Raw genomic sequence first — 15,149 nt, 5'->3', positions numbered from 1 at the left:
TATTCTTATTCTCTACGTTTTGACTTCATCTGTCCAGACCGCTCGGGCGGTCATCATGTGACGAAATGACATTCGCCCTTTCTTTATTATAATGTATCGGATCGGATGATCAACGTTCCACCGAATCCGTCCGGAAAATGAAAAAAATCCGGGAAACATCCCGGAAAATCCGCCGCAGATTCATTTTTCCGCGAACGGTTGAACACCGCTCATTCCCGCCGACCGGACCGGTGTCCTTTCGGAAATTCACCGGGGGCGTCCGCGCCCGGGCGGCTTGCGCATACCATTCCGTCCGGCCACGCGAACCGTCCCTTCCGCCCTTTTCCGACGCGGCCACAGGGAACGGATCAGGTCTTGCATGCCCTCAAGCTGTTCGATTTCTTTTTCCAGCCGCCCGGACACGTTCACTTCGTGGTGGGCCACCCGCGGTTGTTCCCCGTATCTGGCCAGCGATTTCAGGATGTTTGCCGGATAAGCAAGGTACAGGGCGGTGAGCCGTTTTTCCTTCGGGGACAGCGGTCGTTCTTCCGAATATGCCTGGAAGAGGTCAAACGCACGATCCGCTCCTTCCCCCGGACGGGTGAACCGCCTGATGGCTGCCGCCAGATCCCTCGCCGGTGAATCGAACTGGGCGTGATCGAAATCGATGAACCAGAACCCGGTCTCGTCCGCCACCACGTTTGTCGGATGGAGTCGCCGGTGACAAAGGGCGTAGACGGGAGCTTCTCCCCCCTCCGTTTCGATGAACCGCTCAAGCCCGAGAATGGCGAATTGCAACGATTTGTCCACACTCTCCCGTCCACGGAGCAGGCATTGTTCAAACGGAGTGGGATACTCCTTCTTTTCGATCTCCCCGATGATCTGCCGAAGTCGTTCCCGCTTCCTCTTCCAACGGGAAACGCGGGCTTCTCCCGCCCTGATTTTCAATCGGGGGTAATTGTCCGCGAACGTCTCCGTCGCCCGATGAAACCGCGCAAGGGCCCGCACCACTTCCTCGGCGTCCGGCTCCGTCTTCGTGCCGTCCGGATTCCCGATCCAGGGAGTGGCGTACCAGGCCGATTCGTCCGTTTCCGCTACCACCTCTCCCCGACGGGTTTTTTCCCATGGCAGCAAATGGGGAAAGCCACCGGAAGAGACCTCATGCAACATCCGGTGAAGAAGAGCCAGCTTTTCCGGTGGGGCCCCCGATCTTTTGAGTGCGTATACTCCTTCTTTGGTCACCACGCGAAACACGCCGCCGACCTGCACGACTTCCGAGGGCTCCCATCCGTATTGACGAAACACGTTCCCGAGTTCATGCGCACGGGAAAACGGCGGAACATTCACCCGAACCAGCTCCTTTCCCATCCTCACGGCGCGTTTTTTCGGTCAGGAATATGAAGAATCTGACCTTCTTCAAGAAGGTCCGTTGTCAACCGGTTGACTCGAATCAGCTGGTTCGCGGACACTTCATATCGGTCCGCCAGCTGGTTGACCGACTCCTCTTTCCGGACGATCACCATCCGCATGGGGGTGAACTGTTCCGGTTTGTTGCCGATGAGCCAGCGAATCCAATCCGTCTGTTTCCGCACCGCTCCTTCCGCTTCTTCATGAAGCCCATGCCGCTCATCCGCTTCTTCCGGGCGAATTTGCGACGGCTCGTGACCATCGTTGTCGCCGTCCCGGAACTTCCTGCTTTCCTGCCGTTCTTTCCAAAACTCTTCGGGGGGTTGGCCCCGATGCTGAACGGGAGACTCCCATTCCTCACTCAGGCCGCGGGGGCTCTCCTCTTCCGGCCTTCCCGCGCGGAATCCCGTAGTATCCGGGAACAAGGCTCCCGACTCGGCCGGACTTTCTCCGCGGTCCCATCCTTCAAAAACCGGTTGTTCCTTCCCGGATCGGGATTCCGGCTCTTCCGCCCGATCAGGATCTTCCGCTTCTTCTTGTCGATCCTCCGATCCTTGAATCGTCAGCGGTCTGGCGGGAGCCCCGCTGAACGCGGGCACCTCCGGCAATTCTTCTTCCTCCTCCCGGGCCGCCTCCACGTCCTTTTGATCCGGGATCAGACCATCGATCATCAAAACGGCCTCAATTTTCAGCTCAAAGGGAGACAACACGCTGTAATCAAACGATTCTACCTCGGCCAGGATGCGATTCTGCTCCGCCCGGTCCGCCGGCAGGGTGATTTCCACCGGAATCACGTATGCCAGCTCGTGCCGCAATTCTTCTTCCGGTATTTCCGTGCGCTCCCCATCCCCGGCCCCGGTTTCAACCGAATCTTTTGAGGCGAGGTACGTACCGCTCAACCGGAGATAGCCTTGGATTTTCAGGTGTTGTCCTTCATCTTTGATCTCCACGTCCGGATACAGGTCCATCTCCAGGAGGGTGTCAATGCCCGGCTGTTGCGGATGCAGGCGCACTTTTTCCGAGATGTCAAAGCGAAGTTGCGCAAACGGGTTTTCCAACTCTTGTCCCTCCTTCTACGGGGTCGCTCCGAAACCGCAAGCTCCGGCTGTTCAGCCGATTCCTGCGCATTTGGGACGCTACTCCATCTATATGCGCGTGAAGAGGGGTTATAACTGAAGGTGGGGACAAACCCGAAAGAGGGCACAAAAAAACATCCCCGATCCTTGGGATCAGGGATGTGACTCGTTACGGTCATCCGGCAAGTTTTTTCAGTGCGCGCCGATTGGCTTCCAGCGTGCGGGCGATGTCCTCATCCGTATGGGCGGTGGAGAGGAACATGCCTTCAAACTGGGACGGCGGAACGAGCACGCCTTCCTCCAACATGAGACGGAAGTACCTCGCAAACAGGTCCGTGTCGGAAGTCTTGGCACCGGCGTAGTCAGACACCTTTTCATGGGTGAAGAACAGGCAAACCATGGAGCCGACGCGATTGATCCAGTGGGGAATCCCCGCTTCTCTTGCATTTTGACGCAATCCTTCTTCCAACACCCGTCCTTTGCGCTCCAGTTCGTCATACGCTTCCGGAGTGAGTCGGGTGAGCGTGGCGAATCCGGCCGCCATGGCCAGCGGATTTCCGGAAAGTGTCCCCGCTTGATAGACGGGTCCCACGGGTGCAATCCGTTCCATGATTTCCCGTTTGCCGCCGTAGGCTCCGACCGGCAAACCTCCGCCGATCACCTTGCCCATGGTGGTCAGGTCGGGATCAATGCCGTACAATCCCTGTGCGGAGTGATAACCGACGCGGAATCCGGTCATCACTTCGTCAAAGATGAGCAGCGTGCCGTGGCGGCGCGTGATTTCCCTGAGTCCCTCCAGGAATCCCGGTTCCGGCGGAATGACGCCCATGTTGCCGGCAACGGGCTCCAGAATGACGGCGGCAAGATCTTCGCCGAATTTTTCAAAGACAAGCTTCACGCTTTCCAGATCGTTGTACGGAACGGTCAGGGTGTGCTGTGCCGTGTTTTCCGGCACGCCCGGGCTGTCCGGAAGTCCCAGGGTGGCCACGCCGGAACCGGCCTTGATCAACAAGCTGTCGGAATGCCCGTGATAACTTCCTTCAAACTTGAGAATTTTGTTTCTCCCCGTATACGCACGGGCCAGCCTGAGCGCGCTCATCGTCGCTTCCGTGCCGGAATTGACCATGCGCACGATTTCCACGCCAGGCATGCGATCGATCACCAGTTTGGCCATCTCCGTCTCCAGCTCCGTCGGCACGCCGAAACTGGTTCCCTTTGCGGCGGTCTCCGCAATCGCTTTCACCACTTCGGGATGTGCATGCCCGAGGATCAACGGTCCCCAGGAAAGGATATAGTCGATGTATTCGTTGCCGTCTGCATCCACCACCCGGGAACCGTACGCGCGTTCGGCAAACACCGGGTTCATTTTGACGGAACGAAACGCACGGACCGGACTGTTGACACCACCGGGGATGTATTTGACGGCTTCGGCATAGAGAGAGACGGAACGATCAAACCCATTGTGCGACATGTGGAATCACCGCCTTGAAACCAGAATTGTGGCCTGACCGGCACCGGAATGAGCCGGTCAGGCATGTCGGATGAAAACCGGACGGATTCTATTTCGTCAACATCCGAGCTGACGGATGACGCAATTTCGTCTTCACGGGTCAAGCGGATTCGTCTTCTTTGAGCCAACGTGCGGCATCTTTGGCATGATAGGTGAGAATCAGGTCCGCACCGGCCCGCTTGAACGCCGTCAACGTCTCCAGCACCACCTGTTTTTCATCGAGCCAGCCGTTTTTCGCCGCCGCCTTGATCATGGAATACTCTCCGCTGACGTTGTACGCCGCCACGGGAAGGTCAAACCGCTCACGCACCCGATGAATCACGTCCAAATAGGCAAGTCCCGGTTTGACCATCAGGACATCGGCCCCTTCCGCCACGTCGGATGCCGCCTCACGCAAGGCTTCACGGCTGTTTGCCGGATCCATTTGATACGAGCGGCGATCGCCGAATTCCGGAGCGGAATGGGCGGCATCTCGGAACGGGCCGTAAAAACCGGACGCATATTTGACGGCGTATGACATGATCGGTACATGGGAGAAGCCCGCCTCATCCAATCCCTTCCGGATGGCCTGCACAAATCCGTCCATCATGTTGGAAGGAGCGATCATGTCGGCACCGGCCCGGGCCTGCGACACGGCGGTGGACACCAGCCGCTCCAGGGACGGATCATTCAGCACCTCCCCGTTTTCCACGATGCCGCAATGGCCGTGAGACGTGTATTGGCACAGGCAGGTATCGGCGATGACATACAGTCCCGGAAAACGTTCCTTGATCCGGCGGATGGCCCGCTGCACAATCCCGTTCGGACAATCCGCCTGACTTCCGATTTCATCCTTCTCCGCCGGCACACCGAACACGATGACCGACGGAATGCCCAGCCGGGTCACCTCTTGAAGCTCGTCATCCAACATGTCAACGGAAAAATGATACACATCGGGCATGGACGGCACTTCTTCCCGAATGCCCGTCCCTTCCACGACGAACAACGGATAAATGAGATCCTCCACATGCAAATGATGTTCCCGAACCATCCGTCTGAGCACTTCCGAGCTTCTCAGACGGCGATGACGAATGAATGAAGACATGTCTCATTTCCCCCCAGCCGGCAATTTGCGGACCGCATCCAACAGTCCGTCGATCGTGTAGTCATCAGCGACGGCATCCACGTTCAACCCTTCTTCTTCCGCCGCTTTGGCCGTGACCGGCCCGATGCAAACAATGGAAGGGCGAGCCAGCAATGAGTGAACATCCGGTTCCAACGTTCCGACCGCTTTAAGGAAATTTCGAACGGTGGAAGGACTTGTGAAAGTGATCACATGTATGGCTTCTTCTTTCAGCAGCTTCACCACTTCACCGGCATTTTCCGCGTTCATTCGGGTATCGTACGCATCCACTTCGGTCACTTCGCACCCCAAGGCCGCCAGTTCCTCGGACAGCACCTTGCGGGCAATGTCCGCACGGGGAAGCAGGATGCGTTCGCCCGGTTTGACATGCGGACGCAGCACTTCCACCAACGATTCCGCCCGGTATTCATCAGGCAGAAGTTCCACCTGAATCCCGCGCTCCAGCAGCGGCTCCGCCGTTTTCGGTCCGATGGCCGCCACTTTGGCCTTGTGCATGCTGCGAATGTCGATGCCCAGTTCCCGAAGCCGGAGGAAAAAGCGGCGGACCCCGTTGGCGCTGGTGAAGATGACCCAGTCGTAACTCCCCAGGCATCGGAGCGCCTGATCAAGAAGATCCTGACGCGCCGGAGACGTGATGCGAATGACCGGGAATTCCAACGGTTCGCCCCCCAGTTCGCGAATTTTCTCCGACAGAACGCTCATCTGGCTCCGCGCCCGGGTGACCAAGATCCGTTTGCCGAAAAGCGGTTTTTTCTCGAACCAGGCGAGCTTTTCCCGAAGCTTCACCACTTCCCCCACGACGATGACCGCCGGTGAGCGGAAATCCGTTTGGCGCATCTTTTCCGCGATGTCGGCAAGCGTGCCGGTCAGGGTCTCCTGCTCGACGCGCGTTCCCCGGCAGATCAGCGCCACGGGTGTTTCCGGGGATTTTCCGTGTTTGATGAGTTGCTCGGTGATGTAAGGAAGATTTCCGACCTCCATCGGAAACACCAACGTATCATGCGCGGCGGCGATCAGATCCCACCGGACGGAGGTTTCCGCCTTTTCCGCCCGGTCTTGTCCGGCAATGACGACAAAGGAGGCGTTGAAGTCACGGTGTGTCACGGGAATGCCCGCATAGGCCGGTACCGCGACCGCCGAGGTGACTCCCGGAACCACCTCATATGGAATGCCTTCTTCCACGCACCGTTCCGCTTCTTCTCCACCCCGTCCGAAAAAGAACGGATCATCGCCTTTGAGGCGACACACGAATTTTCCTTCCTTTGCCTTTTGCACCAACAGTTCATGGATTTCTTCCTGCGTCAGCGCGTGCCGGTCGGGCAATTCCCCCACATACACCAATTCCGCTCCCGGATTTTTGTGTTTCAGCAAAAGCGGGCTGGTGAGCCGGTCATACACGATCACATCCGCCTTTTGAATCACTTCGAGCCCTTTCACGGTCATGAGGCCGGGATCACCCGGACCCGCTCCCACCAGCACGACTTTTCCGTTCATCCAACCATCCCTTCTTTGACCCTGGACAGCAATTCGCCGGCTCCCCGGCTCAGAAGGTCTTCGGCCAAAGCCATTCCCGTCGCCTTCTCATCGGTTCCTTCCATTTCCCCGCGCAAGACGCGTGTTCCGTCGGGATCTCCCACCAATCCGGTGAGCCGGACCCGGTCACCGATGACTTCCGCATGAGCGGCCAGCGGCAGATGGCACCCTCCTTCGAACGCTCCCATGAAAGCGCGCTCGGCGCGGACGGCCCGTGCCGTCTCTTCATGATGAATGCGGGAGAGAACTTCCAGCAGTTCATGGTCGTCTTCCCGGCACTGAATCGCCAAAGCCCCCTGTCCGACTGCCGGCAGCATCACGTCCATGGGCAGCTCTTCCGTGATGCGGTCCGACCAACCCAGTCGGTTCAGCCCGGCGGCCGCCAGCAAAATGGCATCGAACTCTCCCCGGTTCAATTTCTCCAGACGGGTATCCAGGTTGCCCCGGACCGGTTCCACCCGCAGATCGGGCCGCGCGGCCAACACCTGGGCCTGACGGCGCAGACTGCTGGTTCCCACCAATGCCCCGGAGGGAAGCTCAGCCAATTTCCGCCCGTTCCGGGAAATGAGGCAATCCAAGGGGGTTTCCCGGACGGGGATCGCGCCGATCACCAATCCCGGCGGCATTTCGGAAGGCATGTCCTTCATGCTGTGCACCGCAAGGTCGATGCGTCCGCTGAGAAGCGCTTCTTCAATCTCTTTCACAAAGAGACCCTTGCCCCCCACTTTGGACAAGGTGACGTTCAAAATGCGGTCGCCCTTGGTGACGATCTTCTCCACCCGAAGCGATCTGTCGGGGGCCGCTTCCCGAATCCGGTCGATCACCCAACCGGTCTGGGTCAGCGCCAGTTGACTGCGTCGGGAGCCCACCACCCATTCACGCATGACTTTCCCCTCCTTTCACAAGTGTTTCCTCTCCATTCCGTCCTTCCGGCACCTCCGCATTTTTGCGGGTGACGGCCAGCCGGCCGCGTCGCATCACGGAAGGAACGGTGAAATTGCACAAAGCCGGCTGATCCGCCACATTGCCCCATCGGCCGCTGGCCATGGTGTCGTGGTGAACCTGCCGGTTTCCATCTTCCCGGGCCGTGGCCGCCGACACAAGGAGACCACCTTCTCCGTCTCCGTTCCGGCAAGACCACGGTTTCCACCGGAGCACGCCGGTCGCCGACCATTCCTTGATCACCGGCGTGACCACGGGGCTGACCGGACGGACGTCCGCTCCCGCTCCAAACGGGGAGGCGGTTTCCGTTCCGCGGCACGGCCGCCGGCCACCGCCGGGCAGGGGATACCGAATCTCCTCCGTCATTGAACAGTACGGCTTCATGTCGGCCCGACTCCTTTTTGACTAAATCCAATGATGAAACGAGGTGCGCAGCAATTTGGGAACGAGGTAGTTGGCCACCAGAAACAGCAAGGCCAGCGCATTCCACCAAGCCTGCCGGCGAATCGGCCATCGGAACAGATGACGTCCGACCAGCACCCAGCCGTACACGGCCACGACCACGAGCGAACTCCAAGGCTTGGGATCTTTCCAGAAAACGGCCCCCACCGTCTGGTAGGCGTACAAGATGCCGAGCACCAACGAAACGAGCAGAAACAGGATTCCGCCTGCCACCAACCATGTGGAAACCATCTCCAGGCTCCCCAGGCTGGGCAGCCTGTCCAACAGCCGGTTCCATTTGCGCTTTTTGAGCAAATGGTTTTCCAGCAAATACAAACCGGCGCCGATGCTGGAGAGGGACAAAGCCACATAGGCGAACACCGCCGTCGTCACATGGACAAACACCAATTCCGTGAGCAAAAGATTCTGGAATTCGGACGTTGTGCCGCGGGCAAAGAACAGATTGAGCACCAGCACCAGAAATCCAACCAGATTGGCGATCCAGGAAAACAACGCCATCCGGCGATTCAGGCTGAGAGCCAGCGTGAACGTGACGAGTGCGAGTGAATAAATGTACAAGGTGTCCACCCTCACGGAGAACGGAACCAGTTCCAGCATTCCCGCCAAAAACCGGCCCATCATCAAAAGCCAGACCAAAAAATGAAGACCGGTGCCGATCCGCCAAGCCTGGCCGCTCCGGTGCAGGAGATCGGAGAATGAGAATGCCAGAGAAAGCGCATACAGATAGATGAGCAGATCGTACAACCAGCGTTCCGCAAACATCACGGTCCCCCTTCCGCTCTATTGGCGGACGGCTGCACCGGCAGGGATCCAACGGGGCTGTTTGGCCGAAGTCTCCTTTTCCTCTCCGGATCCATTTTTTTCCATCGTATCCTCCAGAGCGAACAGATAAACAAACATTTCCTGCGCTTCCGCTTTTTTCGACGTGGTGGCCAGTTCTTTGATCCGCACGATCGGATCATGCAAAAGCTGGTTGACGATACCTCTGGTGTGTTTGCGGATCACGCGCTTCTCCTGCTCGGTCAGTTCCGGAAGTTTCCGCTCGATGCGCTGGACGGCTTCTTCCTGGATGGCCAGCATCTTTTCCCGCAAGGCGCTGATCAGCGGAACCACGCCCAGCGTATCCATCCAGTCGCGGAAAGCGGCCAGTTCCCCTTCGATCCAGGTTTCCACTCTTCGTCCTTCCTGTTCCCGCAGAGCCAGATTGGAGTCGACAATCCCCTGCAGATCATCGATGTCGTACAAGAACACTTGGTCCAGCTCGTGAACGGTCGGCACGATATCCCTCGGAACGGCAATGTCGATGAGAAACAACGGGCGTCGACGGTTCTTCACGGCCTCGGACACGAGTCCGAAGGTCAGGACCGGTTCTCTCGCCCCGGTGGAACTGACCACGATGTCCGCTTCGCGCAGGCTGTCGGACAAGTGCTCCCACGGACGAGCTTCTCCGGAAAAACGATCCGCCAATTCCCGGGCACGCTCAAACGTCCGGTTGACGACAAGCACTTTCCCGGCTCCCACGGAGCGGAAATGCCGGGCGGTCAATTCACTCATCTTGCCCGCTCCGACCAACAGCACCGTTTTTCCTTCCAGGGTGTCGAACATTTTGCGTCCGAGTTCGACCGCGGCATAGCTGACGGATACGGCGTTCTGACCGATTTCGGTTTCGGAGTGAACCCGCTTTCCGAACGTGACGGCTTGCTTGAACAGCATGTTGAAGATGGTTCCCGTCACTTTGGCCCGTTGTGCTGCCAGAAACGCGTCCTTGACCTGCCCCAGAATCTGCGTTTCACCGATCACCAGTGAGTCGAGACCGCATACCACCCGGTGCAGATGACGGATCGCCTCGTCCCCGGACTTCACGTACAGGTGAGGGGAAAACTCCTCCCGAGGGAGGCGGAACCAGGTTTCAAGGAAAGATTTGGCATAATATTTGCCTGTATGAAGTTGATCGCAGACCGCATACAATTCCATGCGGTTGCATGTGCTGACGATCACGCATTCCAGCACGCTCTTCATCCCGTGCAGCGTACGAAGAGCCAGTTCCAGCCGCTCCCCGTCAAACGACAAGCGTTCCCGAAGTTCGACCGGTGCCGTCTTGTGATTGAGTCCCACGACGAGAATATGCATGGTCGATCACCTCAACCCGGAAAGCGTTTCTGTCTGTTATTTGCATGACTTCCGGGGTCCTTTTCGTCCATAAATCATCTCTCATTATAGCACAGGGTTCCCCAATCCCGATGTTTTTGCTGTGAACACATTTTGAAGCGCCAAAAACCGCCCGGTGGTCTCTCGCGCCTTAGACCAAAATTTGGTATCATTAAATTGGAGTCTGAAAAAACCGAATATAAGAAAAACAACATGTTCATTTGATTGAATTCAATGTTTTGATCCCACGATCCGAAACGGGGTGTTTCCCTTGATATTCAGCCGGACTCGAAGCCGAATCATCCCGGCTTTGGCATGGATGCTCGTTCTTGCGATGGTGCTCGCGGGTTGCCGGACGGTGCCGGATGATCGGGAAGGACTTGTCAAAATCCGCTTGGTGGAAGTGACGCATTCCCTGTTTTACGCCCCGCAGTATGTGGCGATGAGCAAGGGGTTTTTCAAGGAAGAAGGATTGGACATTGAGCTGTCCAACGGCAACGGCGGTGACAAGACCATGACCGCCCTCGTCTCGGATCAGGCGGACGTGGCGCTGGTCGGCGCCGAAGCAGCCGTCTACGTGACCGCGAGATCGTCACAAAACGCCGTTCAGGCGTTCGCCCAACTGACGCAGACGGACGGTTCGTTCCTCGTCTCCAGGGAACCGATCGAAAACTTCGATTGGAGCATGCTGAGAGGAAGAACCCTGCTCGGACAACGCCGCGGCGGCATGCCGCAGATGGTCAGCGAATATGTCCAAAGACGCAACAACCTCATTCCCCACAAAGACGTCAAGATCATCCAGAACGTGGATTACGCCAACCTGGGCAATGCCTTTGCCGCCGGGACCGGGGAATTCGCCCAGCTGTTCGAGCCCATCGCCTCCAAACTGGAACAGGAAGGCAAAGGTTACGTGGTGGCCTCGTTCGGCACGCAAAGCGGACACCTTCCCTATACGTGCTATCTTGCCCGAAAACAGTTCCTCGAACAAAACCCCGATTTGATCAAAAAATTCACCCGGGCCATCCAAAACGGACAGCTGTGGGTGTCCACGCACTCCCCCGAAGAAATCGCCCAAGTGATGAAAGAACACTTCCCCGACACATCCGACGACATTTTGCTCAAGGTGATCCGTCGCTACAAAGAACAGGAATCGTATGCCGCCGACCCGATCATCGATCGGGAGGAGTACGACAGACTGCTGGACATCATGCGCACGGCGGGTGAATTGCCCAAGGACATTCCGTATGAGCAGCTGGTGAACATCCGCTTTGCCGAGGAAGCCAAACGGGAGATCACCCAATCACCCTGAAAGGGGGCATTCTCCCATGACATCACCGGTGATCCGCGTGGAGTCCGTCACCCAGTCATACTTCAGTCCGATCGCCGAAACGCAGGCGATCCGCTCCGTTTGCTTCGAAGTGGAAGCCGGGGAATTTCTGGTCATCGTCGGACCGAGCGGCTGCGGAAAAAGCACGCTGCTTTCCCTGATCGCCGGCCTTTTTCCGCCCACCCGCGGCAAGATTCTCCTCTTTGACCGGGAAGTCCGCCGTCCGACCCGGCATACGGGATACATGCTTCAAACAGACGGGCTTCTCGCATGGAAAACAGTGGAGGAGAACGTGATGTTGGGCCTTCGCATCCGCCGGCAGGCCACCCCGGAAAACCGGAAACGGGCGCTTCACTGGCTCGAACGAATGGGATTGTCCGATGCCCGCCATCGCTATCCGCACGAACTCTCCGGCGGGATGCGGCAACGGGTGGCCATCGCCCGCACCCTTGCCGTGGATCCGGACATCCTGCTGCTTGACGAACCGTTCTCCGCCTTGGACATTCGCACCAAGATCCAGTTGGAAGATCTCCTCCTCCGGACCGTGCGGGAAGAAAAAAAGACGGTGATTCTGGTCACCCATGATCTCGAGGAAGCTCTCGCCACCGGCGACCGCATCCTGATCATGGGCGGAAAACCCGGAGAAATCCGCCGTCAGCTGACCATTCCCGAATCCATCCGGCGGCTTCCCCCGCTGGAGAGCCGAAACCATCCGGAGTTCCGCGCCCTGTTTCGGGAGCTCTGGAGGGAGGTGGACGCCTCATGAGCGAACGGCAAAGTCCCGAACATCGCCAATGGATTCGACGATTGAAGAAACAAACCCGTTGGGTTCGGTTTTGGCAATTGACCTTGCTGCTGGGATTCATCTTTCTCTGGGAAGGAGCCGTCAGGCTGGGCTGGATCGACCCGTTTCTGTTCAGCAGCCCGACCCATGTCTGGCAGGAAGCCGTCAAACTTTCGGCATCCGGTGAACTGTGGCGCCACATCTGGATCACCTCGCTGGAGACGGTCTGCGGATTCCTGCTCGGCACCGCTTCCGGCATCGGCCTGGCCACCCTGATCTGGTTCTCTCCGTTCCTGTCGCGCGTTCTCGATCCTTATCTCGTCATCCTGAACAGCATGCCCAAAGTGGCGCTCGGTCCCCTCTTCATCGTGGCGCTCGGTGCGGGATTCATCTCCATACTTGCCATGGCCGTGGCCATCACCATCATCATCACCACCTTGGTGATCCACACCCGTTTCCGTGAAACGGACCGCAACTTGCTGATCCTGGCCCGTTCGTTCGGAGCCACCCGCGGCCAGCTCTATCGGATGATCATTTTCCCCTCGGCGATTCCCGACATGCTGGCCGCACTGAAAGTCAACGTCGGGCTCGCCTGGGTCGGCGTGATTGTCGGAGAATTCCTGGTTTCCAAAGGAGGACTCGGTTATCTGATCATCTACGGATTTCAAGTGTTCAATCTGCATCTGGTGATGCTCAGCCTGGTCATCGTCGCCGTGATTGCCACGGGAATGTATCAGGGAATTGCCTGGTTGGAAGCAAGATTGCCCGGTCATCGACAATCCGGATGAGCACGGGAAGAAAAGGGTTCCGAAACTGTTTTTCTCCAAAGATGACGGGCCTCTCCGGCTTGAGCGGAGAGGCCCGTGCTTATGTCTTCGGGAACACTGACAATCTTATGGATGTTTCGAAGTCTCGCTCTCCCCTTGCGCGCCCGACTCCTCCACTGAAGTGACGGCGGCTTGTCCCGCAAGTCATCCGTGCATAACCGGAGACCGGTCAGTCTTGGGATGATTGCTGTTCCCGGACGGCTTCTTGACGCAGCAGGAATTTCATCACCTTGCCCATGCCGTTTTTCGGCAACTCCTCGACGAATACCACTTCATGCAGGTGGTGATCCGGCAAGGACCGTCGGACATGCGCGATGACTTCCCCGGCTTCCGCCGAACGGCCTTCTTTCAGAACAACATAAGCCCGGGCCAGTTCGCCCCACACCGGGTGCGGAACTCCGACGACGGCGGACTCCGCCACGGCTTCCAATCGGTTGATGACCAATTCCACCTGTGCCGGGAACACGTTTTCCCCGTTGGTGATGATCACGTCTTTGAGCCGGTCCACGACGTAGAGGAGCCCGTTTTCGTCCATGTAGCCCAAATCTCCCGTGTGATACCAACCATCGCGAACCACTTCGGCCGTCTCTTTTTCCATGTTCCAATACCCGGCGAACATCAGCGGTCCCCGGCATGCCACTTCGCCGATTTTTCCCGGCGGAAGCACTTCGCCCGTCTTGGGATCCACGATTTTCATCCCGGTCAGGAGCACCGGTTTTCCTGCCGATTCACAGGTTTCGATGCCGTACTCCGGCAGCCAGAACGTGGCGGCCCCCGCAAATTCCGTCGCACCGTACACCTGCACCACATTGTATCCGAAATGGTACAGACCGCGAATCAGATCTGCCGGAACCTTGGCCCCTCCGCAGATGATCATGCGAAGCGAAGCCGCCTCCACAAAGCGTTGTTTGAGAGACTCATACATGAAGTTCAACATGCCGGGAACGGAGAACATGATATTGATCTTCTCCGATTCCAAAAGATCCCAGGTCTGCATGGGGTGGAATTGGTCGTTCACAACCAGGGTGAATCCCCGGAACAGGGCACAAACGCTGATCACCATCCCGCTGATGTGGAAGAGCGGGGTCACCATCAGGAAGCGATCCCGATACCGCCAGTCGAGCGTGGACGTATTGGCGATGCAGGCAAAGTACAGGTTGTGGTGGGTGCAGACCACCCCTTTGGAACGTCCGGTCGTTCCGGACGTGTAGATGATCAGCAACGGATCTTCCGGATTTACGTCTGCCACCGGTTCCTCGTCGGGATACGGTTCGATCAGTTGTTCCAGCAAGGAAACATCGTTCTCCAAAGTCACCAGGATCTCTTGCCGAATGAACGGATACACGCCCAGAAGCGGCTTCACCTGGTCGTATTGCGCGTCGTAAAACAGGATTTTCGGTTGGCAATCCTCAAGTATGTATTGAATTCCTTCGGTTTTGAGCCGCCAGTTGATCGGGACGGTAATGGCACCGATTTTGGCGGCAGCCATGTAAATGAGCGGAAAATGATGGCTGTTTTTGCAGACCATCGCGATCCGGTCGCCTTTTTTCACTTCCATCTTGAGCAGATAGTGGGCCAGCTTGTTCACCATCCGGTTGTATTCACGGTACGTCCACCGTTTTGTCGGGCTCACCACGGCTTCCAGTTCCGGGGACAACCGGGTGCGATGACGCAGCAGATCTCCGATCACGCTCATGCGTTGACAACCCCTCCTTGCAACCACAGATTTGGATATGTCATTTCCATATTAGATGATTTTTGGCGAATTGTGAACGAATTTTATTCTATTTATCAAAAATAGATCTGAAACCCAATAATATTTATACAAATTTTACAATTCTTCCCACCCTGATTTTTTCCCGTCCGGTCTGCCCGTTGATCAAGGAATGTCCCGACCAAAGTGGTGACACGTCTCCTCTCCACCAAAAATTTTTCAGACGAATTCATATCATCATGTTAAGATTGAAACAGATCCACCCATCTGATTTTTAACAAGAATGAAACAATTGTGGGAGATCAACGCATCACCTA

The 15,149-nt window shown here is 57.3% G+C and carries 13 protein-coding genes; 3 read left to right on the top strand and 10 right to left on the bottom strand.

All coding sequences use genetic code 11. The features are described from left to right. Positions 1 to 246 precede the first annotated feature (246 nt). The 9 genes from EG886_RS04830 to hemA all read right to left on the bottom strand — a co-directional run bounded on the left by EG886_RS04830 (position 247) and on the right by hemA (position 10,162). Positions 247 to 1,326: a phosphotransferase gene (locus tag EG886_RS04830; protein ID WP_164491654.1), complete on the bottom strand. Its 1,080-nt coding sequence runs from the start codon at positions 1,324 to 1,326 to the stop codon at positions 247 to 249. Positions 1,327 to 1,349: 23 nt separating this feature from the next. Further along, the gene (locus tag EG886_RS04825) at positions 1,350 to 2,444 is read right to left on the bottom strand and encodes a LysM peptidoglycan-binding domain-containing protein (protein ID WP_124727078.1); all 1,095 of its coding nucleotides are present in this window, start codon (positions 2,442 to 2,444) and stop codon (positions 1,350 to 1,352) included. Between the two features lie 193 nt (positions 2,445 to 2,637). After that, a complete protein-coding gene (gene hemL / locus EG886_RS04820; protein WP_124727077.1) occupies positions 2,638 to 3,933 on the bottom strand; it encodes a glutamate-1-semialdehyde 2,1-aminomutase in 1,296 nt (431 codons plus the stop codon). A gap of 139 nt (positions 3,934 to 4,072) precedes the next feature. Then, entirely contained in the window at positions 4,073 to 5,056 is a 984-nt protein-coding gene (gene hemB / locus EG886_RS04815) for a porphobilinogen synthase (RefSeq protein WP_124727076.1), read from the bottom strand. Positions 5,057 to 5,059: 3 nt separating this feature from the next. Further along, on the bottom strand, positions 5,060 to 6,589 hold the full coding sequence (gene cobA, locus EG886_RS04810) for a uroporphyrinogen-III C-methyltransferase (RefSeq protein ID WP_124727075.1): 1,530 nt from the start codon (positions 6,587 to 6,589) through the stop codon (positions 5,060 to 5,062). Continuing rightward, complete coding sequence (gene hemC, locus EG886_RS04805) at positions 6,586 to 7,512, bottom strand: hydroxymethylbilane synthase (protein WP_124727074.1); 927 nt, start codon at positions 7,510 to 7,512, stop codon at positions 6,586 to 6,588. The genes cobA and hemC overlap by 4 nt, the downstream gene beginning before the upstream one ends. Beyond that, positions 7,505 to 7,954, bottom strand: a complete 450-nt coding sequence (locus EG886_RS04800; protein ID WP_124727073.1) for a precorrin-2 dehydrogenase/sirohydrochlorin ferrochelatase family protein — start codon at positions 7,952 to 7,954, stop codon at positions 7,505 to 7,507. The genes hemC and EG886_RS04800 overlap by 8 nt, the downstream gene beginning before the upstream one ends. 21 nt (positions 7,955 to 7,975) lie before the next feature. Further along, on the bottom strand, positions 7,976 to 8,794 hold the full coding sequence (locus EG886_RS04795) for a cytochrome C assembly family protein (protein ID WP_124727072.1): 819 nt from the start codon (positions 8,792 to 8,794) through the stop codon (positions 7,976 to 7,978). Positions 8,795 to 8,812: 18 nt separating this feature from the next. Then, on the bottom strand, positions 8,813 to 10,162 hold the full coding sequence (gene hemA, locus EG886_RS04790) for a glutamyl-tRNA reductase (RefSeq protein WP_124727071.1): 1,350 nt from the start codon (positions 10,160 to 10,162) through the stop codon (positions 8,813 to 8,815). A 289-nt stretch (positions 10,163 to 10,451) separates the two neighbouring features. Between hemA and EG886_RS04785 the strand changes: the two genes are divergently transcribed. From EG886_RS04785 to EG886_RS04775, 3 genes are read left to right on the top strand one after another with little or no spacing between them, the layout of a single operon-like run. Continuing rightward, the gene (locus tag EG886_RS04785) at positions 10,452 to 11,489 is read left to right on the top strand and encodes an ABC transporter substrate-binding protein (RefSeq protein ID WP_241154373.1); all 1,038 of its coding nucleotides are present in this window, start codon (positions 10,452 to 10,454) and stop codon (positions 11,487 to 11,489) included. Positions 11,490 to 11,505: 16 nt separating this feature from the next. Then, positions 11,506 to 12,273: an ABC transporter ATP-binding protein gene (locus tag EG886_RS04780; protein WP_124727070.1), complete on the top strand. Its 768-nt coding sequence runs from the start codon at positions 11,506 to 11,508 to the stop codon at positions 12,271 to 12,273. Beyond that, a complete protein-coding gene (locus EG886_RS04775; protein ID WP_124727069.1) occupies positions 12,270 to 13,079 on the top strand; it encodes an ABC transporter permease in 810 nt (269 codons plus the stop codon). Before EG886_RS04780 ends, EG886_RS04775 begins: the two co-directional genes overlap by 4 nt. 208 nt (positions 13,080 to 13,287) lie before the next feature. Here the strand turns inward: EG886_RS04775 and EG886_RS04770 are convergent, their stop codons facing one another. Continuing rightward, positions 13,288 to 14,814 carry a class I adenylate-forming enzyme family protein gene (locus tag EG886_RS04770; RefSeq protein ID WP_124727068.1) on the bottom strand — a complete coding sequence of 509 codons (1,527 nt, stop codon included), beginning with the start codon at positions 14,812 to 14,814 and terminating at the stop codon, positions 13,288 to 13,290. Between the last annotated feature and the right edge of the window lie 335 nt (positions 14,815 to 15,149).

Origin of the sequence: Staphylospora marina (genome assembly GCF_003856495.1) — a bacterium.
GTDB classification, from domain to species: Bacteria; Bacillota; Bacilli; order Thermoactinomycetales; family Thermoactinomycetaceae; genus Staphylospora; species Staphylospora marina.
Note: the sequence above shows the minus strand (reverse complement) of the source record. Positions and strands in the feature narration are given on the sequence as shown.

What these genes read in the sequence shown, in the direction of transcription:
- hemL (WP_124727077.1), bottom strand. Translation starts at nt 3,933, where the DNA reads ATGTCGCACAATGGGTTTGATCGTTCCGTCTCTCTCTATGCCGAAGCC.
- hemB (WP_124727076.1), bottom strand. Translation starts at nt 5,056, where the DNA reads ATGTCTTCATTCATTCGTCATCGCCGTCTGAGAAGCTCGGAAGTGCTC.
- cobA (WP_124727075.1), bottom strand. Translation starts at nt 6,589, where the DNA reads ATGAACGGAAAAGTCGTGCTGGTGGGAGCGGGTCCGGGTGATCCCGGC.
- hemC (WP_124727074.1), bottom strand. Translation starts at nt 7,512, where the DNA reads ATGCGTGAATGGGTGGTGGGCTCCCGACGCAGTCAACTGGCGCTGACC.
- EG886_RS04800 (WP_124727073.1), bottom strand. Translation starts at nt 7,954, where the DNA reads ATGAAGCCGTACTGTTCAATGACGGAGGAGATTCGGTATCCCCTGCCC.
- EG886_RS04795 (WP_124727072.1), bottom strand. Translation starts at nt 8,794, where the DNA reads ATGTTTGCGGAACGCTGGTTGTACGATCTGCTCATCTATCTGTATGCG.
- hemA (WP_124727071.1), bottom strand. Translation starts at nt 10,162, where the DNA reads ATGCATATTCTCGTCGTGGGACTCAATCACAAGACGGCACCGGTCGAA.
- EG886_RS04780 (WP_124727070.1), top strand. Translation starts at nt 11,506, where the DNA reads ATGACATCACCGGTGATCCGCGTGGAGTCCGTCACCCAGTCATACTTC.
- EG886_RS04775 (WP_124727069.1), top strand. Translation starts at nt 12,270, where the DNA reads ATGAGCGAACGGCAAAGTCCCGAACATCGCCAATGGATTCGACGATTG.
- EG886_RS04770 (WP_124727068.1), bottom strand. Translation starts at nt 14,814, where the DNA reads ATGAGCGTGATCGGAGATCTGCTGCGTCATCGCACCCGGTTGTCCCCG.